Raw genomic sequence first — 6000 nt, forward strand, 5'->3', positions numbered from 1 at the left:
TTAGCAGAGGAGAAAGAAATGAGGAAAAATGTTTTAATTGTAGGTGCTGGCGGCGTGGGTCATGTAGTAGCCCATAAATGTGCGATGAATAATGATGTTTTGGGTGATATCTGTATTGCCTCACGTACCCAGCAAAAGTGCGACGCAATCATTGAAAGCGTACTGCGCAAAAATCACTTGAAAGACTCGTCGAAAAAACTATACTCACGTGAAGTAAATGCAATGGATGTTCCAGCTTTGGTTGAATTAATCAAAGAGACTAAGTCTGAAATAGTTATTAATGTGGGTCAATCCTATATTAACATGTCGGTCTTGGAGGCTTGCATCGAAACAGGCGTGGTGTATATGGATACCGCGATCCATGAGGACCCGGACAAGGTTTGTGAGAATCCGCCATGGTATGCCAATTATGAGTGGAAACGCAAGGAGCGGTGCCAGGACAAAGGGGTTACTGCAATTTTAGGTATCGGCTTTGATCCCGGCGTGGTCAATGCATGGTGTGCGTTGGCGCAAAAAGACTATTTCGATACGATTGATACCATCGATATACTGGATGTTAACGCTGGCAGCCACGGCAAGTATTTTGCCACAAACTTTGATCCAGAGATTAATTTCCGGGAATTTAGGAAAGTATGGACCTGGGTTGATCGTAAATGGGTGTTGCAAAAGGTTCATTCCATCAGAGTGGATTATGATTTCCCGGTAGTGGGAAATTGTTCGGTGTATCTGACAGGACATGACGAGCTGCATTCTTTGTCCAAGAATATTAACGCGAATTCTATTCGTTTTTGGATGGGGTTTGGCGATCATTATCTGAATGTGTTTTCTGTTTTGACCAATCTTGGTCTTACCTCGGAAAAACCGGTAAAAATAGCAGAAGGTGTGGAAATCGCGCCGCTTAAGGTACTAAAGGCGTTGCTGCCAGACCCGTCCTCGCTGGCTATCAGCTACACTGGTAAAACCTGCATCGGTAATTTCATCACAGGTACCAAAGACAATCAAAAACGCGAAATCTTTATCTATAATACTTGCGATCATGCCGAGTGCTATCAGGAAGTGGAATCCCAGGCTATAAGCTATACTGCAGGGGTACCGGCAGCGGCGGCTGCTATTTTGGTCGCCCGTGGCGACTGGGATGTAAAGCATATGGTGAATGTAGAAGAACTGGATCCCAAGCCTTTTATCGATCTGCTGGATAAAATGGGCTTGCCTACCGAAGTTATTGAAGCACCTGCAACCTTTGCGCCCCCGGTCATTGAATCTTTAGAGACTGTTTGATTATAAACGAAAACCTCCTGTGGATACCGATTGGTAATTCCCAGGAGGTTTTGTCTTTTATAATAGCTTATTTATTAATCAAGGAAAATGCGGAACAAGTAAATCGTAAAGATGGGAACTGACAAAACCGACACGTTTATCCAGCGTGACGGTTATTTTTATTTTTAAAAAAGCATAAAATATTAAATCAATAAAAGGAAATTTATTCCAGATGTAGAATTTAAAAGGAAAAATATGGAAGGTGATCGCGTTGAAGGTTACGAAGGTTGCCCCGGTATTCCCTAGTCAAAAAGCGCATCTACAAGACCAATATGCCCAAACGGCGTATTCTCAAAGGAAAAAATCAGAAACGTCTTTTAAAAGTGTGTTAGAAAAAGAGCTACAGCACAAAATAGGTTCAAAGATGAATATACTGTGTTAGCGCCCACCGCGGCGCTTTTTTCTTTCATGTCCCAAGCCGGAATTCAATTCACCTTTGCACTTTCGTTAAAACTTTTATATGATATGAATAGTGCTTTGATTCTAATTGGAAAAAAGCTTTTATTTACGTTTATAAATGTAGATATTGATATGCTAAATGCCGAAAAATATTATTATGCTGCTGCTAAGGAGATGATTGTTTGGATCAATTGGCATTAATTGAACAAAAAGTACATAACGGAGAAAGGCTTACCCGGGAAGATGGATTGTGTTTACTGGCGTCTAACGAGCTATTGCGGATTGGAAAACTGGCTTACGGCGTAAAGCACCGTAAATCGGGAAACAAAGTATTTTATAATGTCAACAGGCATATTAATTTGACCAACGTTTGTGTGGCTCGTTGTAAGTTGTGCGCCTTCGGCTGTGATGCCGACGCGCCGCAGGCCTATATAATGGATAAAGATAAAGCTTTGGCGATTGCGCGGGACGCGGTTAGGCAAGCGCCGGAACTAACAGAATTGCATATTGTGAGCGCTCTTCACCCGGACAAGCCTTTTGAGTATTATATAGATATTGTGCAGAGCATCCATGCGGAGTTCCCCAACTTACACATTAAAGCATTTACAGCGGTGGAAATTGTACATTTTTCCAAAATATCCGGTAAAAGCATAGCAGAGGTACTGACAGTTCTCAAAGCAGCCGGATTAAGCTCCATGCCGGGCGGTGGCGCAGAAATACTGAATGATCGTGTGCGGGGACTGATATGTGAGAAAAAAGCCAGCGCCAGCGAATGGATCGAGGTGGCACGCACGGCCCATAATTTAGGGTTGCATACCAATGCCACTATGCTTTACGGTCATGTGGAGACGCCGGAGGAGCGAATTGATCACTTAATTACCTTAAGGTCGCTGCAGGACGAGACCGGTGGCTTCCAAGCTTTTATCCCATTGCCTTTTCATCCGGAAAACACAGGATTGGACAATGTTAAACAGAGTACAGCCTGGGCGAATCTTAAGATGCTTGCTGTCAGCCGCTTAATGCTGGATAATTTTGACCATATAAAAGGATTCTGGATTATGTTGACTGTTTCGATTGCCCAAATCTCCTTAGCTTTCGGTGTCGATGATTTGGATGGCACGGTAGTCGAAGAGAAAATCGTTCACTCGGCTGGGGCTAAAACAGCACTGGGAATTTCCAAATCAGATATTATTGCATTAATTCGTGAAACCGGACATATACCGGTCGAACGTGACACATTGTATGGTGAAGTGCAGGTTCACAGTGAAGGGGAAAATGAATGAGACCGCGGGTGGGACATATTCAGTTTATCAATTGCCTGCCGCTTTATTATGGGCTGGTAAAAAGCCATGCACTATGGGATGTAGAATTGATAAAAGGCACACCTACTGAATTAAACCGGTATTTGATCGAGGAAAAACTTGATATTTGTCCAATTTCATCTATTGAATATGCTCGCCATTGGCGGGAATTTATGATGGTTCCCGACATTGCAGTTGGGAGCGATGGCCCTGTTACAAGTATCTTTCTTGTCAGTAAACTTCCCATCCATGAATTGGACGGCAAACGCATAGCCCTTACAAATACCTCAGCGACATCGCAAGTCCTGATGAAAATCATATTGCACGATAGGTATGGCATTAACCCCATCTGTTTTGAATCGCCGCCAAATCTGGGAGCGATGTTGCTGGAAGCCGATGCCGCTCTTCTCATTGGCGATCCTGCTTTGCAGATCCACTATCAAGTACCCCAAGGCTTGTACGCCTATGATTTAGGATTGGAGTGGAAGCAGCTTACTGGTCTTAAGATGGTTTTTGCGGTTTGGGCGGTCCGCAGAAGTTATGCGGCAGATAATCCCGAAGTGGCCCGTGAAGTAGCCCGGGTTTTTATAAGATCACTGCGCTATAGCGAAAAACATATAGAACAAGTGGCTAAAGACGCGGCGCGGTGGGAGACGTTCAGTGCCGAGTTTCTGCAGGAATATTTTACGACACTGCAGTACGGTTTTGATGCAGGCCATCAGAACGGTCTTTTGGAATACTATCGCCGGGCTTACGCTCTTGGTTATATTGCCGAAATTCCGCAGTTAGATTTTCTGGAGGTATAAATAATGGGTACCGATTGGCGGCATATTCTGGATAGAGAATTGCAAAAATTCCCGCTCACCGACGAGGAAGCACTGCTGCTGCTGCAGGATGCAGACATTTGGGAATTGGGACAAGCCGCAGATTTGATGCGGCAGCATCAACACCCTGATGCTCATGTGACATTTATTATTGATCGTAATATCAACTATACCAATGTGTGCACAAATAAGTGTAAGTTTTGCGCCTTCTATCGTCAGGCCGATGCCCAAGATGCCTATTTACTTGATGATCAAACCATTTATCAGAAAATCGAGGAGACTATTGCTGCCGGCGGTACGCAGATAATGCTACAGGGAGGATTGCACCCTGAACTGGGACTGACATACTTCGAAAGATTGTTACGAGGCATTAAGGCCCGGTTTGATATTACAATTCATTCGTTATCGCCAACGGAGATTGTCGATTTGGCGGAAAAGGAGCGCTTGACAGTTCAAGAGACTCTTATCCGGCTAAGAAAGGCAGGGCTAGATTCCCTGCCCGGGGGCGGTGCGGAGATACTCGACGATGCCGTCCGGTTACGAGTCAGCCCCGATAAGATTTCCGTGCAGCAATGGTTAAACACGATGGAAACCGCGCAAAGGCTGGGTATGGGAACAACAGCGACCATGGTAATAGGGATGGGAGAAACCTATCAGCAGCGGATTAACCACCTGCGGGTTGTACGGGAACTACAGGCATTGACCGGCGGCTTTCGAGCCTTCATCATGTGGACCTTTCAGCCCGGAAATACTGAGTTGGGTGGCGGGAAAGTTTCGGCTTGGGATTATTTGCGGACATTAGCTGTAGCCCGGCTTTACCTACATAATATCAAACATTTGCAGGGTTCCTGGGTTACCCAGGGGCAGTCCATTGGGCAGTTAACGCTTGCGTTTGGTGCTAATGATTTAGGCAGTATTATGCTTGAAGAAAATGTTGTGCGCGCAGCTGGTACTGCTAATCACATGTCAACAGAATATATGGTGGATATAATTCGCGGCGCTGGTAAAATCCCGGCGCAGCGGGATACCGCCTATAATATTATCAGGATGTTTTAAAAAAGCTTCATTTTGGAGAGTTCAGGAGGACTTATGAAGGACATTCCTTTGGCCCAGGTGGCCATAATCGGCGGATCAGGAACCTTGTCAATGGATTTTCCGCAGGAGTTAAAGCGGGATGATGTGGAAATTGTTGCGCGCGAGTTGATATTTGATACTCCCTATGGACAAACACCACCCTTGCTATTATTTAAACTTGATGGTAGAAATGTACTGACCTGCCGGATGCATGGCTGGCGTACTGGGGTTAGCAGAGCAGATGCCTCGCGCCAACTATTCTGGTTGTTCCGTGAAGCGGGTGTTAAAAAAATCTTGGCTGAAGGCGGAGTAGGCTCTGTCAATCACTTGCTTGATCCGCGCGACTTTGTAGTGGCCTCTGACTATATTGATCAATCGATGCGTAAAGATATTGGACTTGAGGGACATTATCTGTTGATTATGCGCCAAGCACTATGCCCAGACCTTCGGAAAAGCTTGATCCATTTTGCTCAGGCCCGGCCGTTAAACCGGGTATTCACGCGCGGCGTATATGTAGTTACCGATGGGCGCCATTTTGAAAGCCCGGCCGAGGTGGCCATGTTTAAAGGGCATGCTGATATCATCGGGCAGAGTTTATGCCCTGAGGTGTATTTGGCACGGGAGATTGGCGCCTGTTTTGCAGGTTTATACACGGTAGTAAACTACGGCGAGGGTGTTGTTAAAGACTGGCAGCATAGTGAACTCAGCCAGATATTTTATGAAGACGCCCATGCTGTCGGCCATATTCTCCTTAATACAGTAAAAGAAATTGACGATAAGCAAACCTGTGGGTGCGCTGATTTACGTAAACCGACCTTATTGAAGAAGGTTTACGGAGCACCTGAATAGCTATTGCCGCTCGCCTCTTTGTCCCTCGTAATTCTCAATTGCCACTTAGAAGGAAAAAATCTTCTACTGTCGAAAGCAATTGTCACTTTGGGATTATCCGATGACTAACCCGCTCTAAGACTCCCGTCCTCTATAGGCGGGAGTTATACCCAAAGGGCACAGGCGAGCGGCTAAGTCCCTGGATAAGGTCGACTAAACTTCAGATGGGGTTAAAACCCCACCTGAAGCTAAGTCTC

5 protein-coding genes are annotated in these 6000 nt (G+C 45.4%); all 5 read left to right on the forward strand.

Features of this window, described 5'->3' with window-relative positions:
* Positions 1-18: 18 nt before the first annotated feature.
* Complete coding sequence (locus VN447_RS02375; RefSeq protein ID WP_325522430.1) at positions 19-1278, forward strand: saccharopine dehydrogenase family protein; 1260 nt, start codon at positions 19-21, stop codon at positions 1276-1278.
* A gap of 620 nt (positions 1279-1898) precedes the next feature.
* A complete protein-coding gene (mqnE, locus tag VN447_RS02380) occupies positions 1899-2999 on the forward strand; it encodes an aminofutalosine synthase MqnE (RefSeq protein ID WP_325522433.1) in 1101 nt (366 codons plus the stop codon).
* Entirely contained in the window at positions 2996-3823 is an 828-nt protein-coding gene (locus VN447_RS02385; protein WP_325522435.1) for a menaquinone biosynthesis protein, read from the forward strand. Before mqnE ends, VN447_RS02385 begins: the two co-directional genes overlap by 4 nt.
* Positions 3824-3826: 3 nt before the next feature.
* Complete coding sequence (mqnC, locus tag VN447_RS02390; protein WP_325522437.1) at positions 3827-4897, forward strand: cyclic dehypoxanthinyl futalosine synthase; 1071 nt, start codon at positions 3827-3829, stop codon at positions 4895-4897.
* A 33-nt stretch (positions 4898-4930) separates the two neighbouring features.
* Positions 4931-5764: an MTAP family purine nucleoside phosphorylase gene (locus tag VN447_RS02395; RefSeq protein WP_325522439.1), complete on the forward strand. Its 834-nt coding sequence runs from the start codon at positions 4931-4933 to the stop codon at positions 5762-5764.
* Positions 5765-6000: the final 236 nt, after the last annotated feature.

Origin of the sequence: Sporomusa sp., from assembly GCF_035561155.1 — a bacterium.
In the GTDB taxonomy this organism is placed as follows: Bacteria; Bacillota; Negativicutes; order Sporomusales; family Sporomusaceae; genus Sporomusa.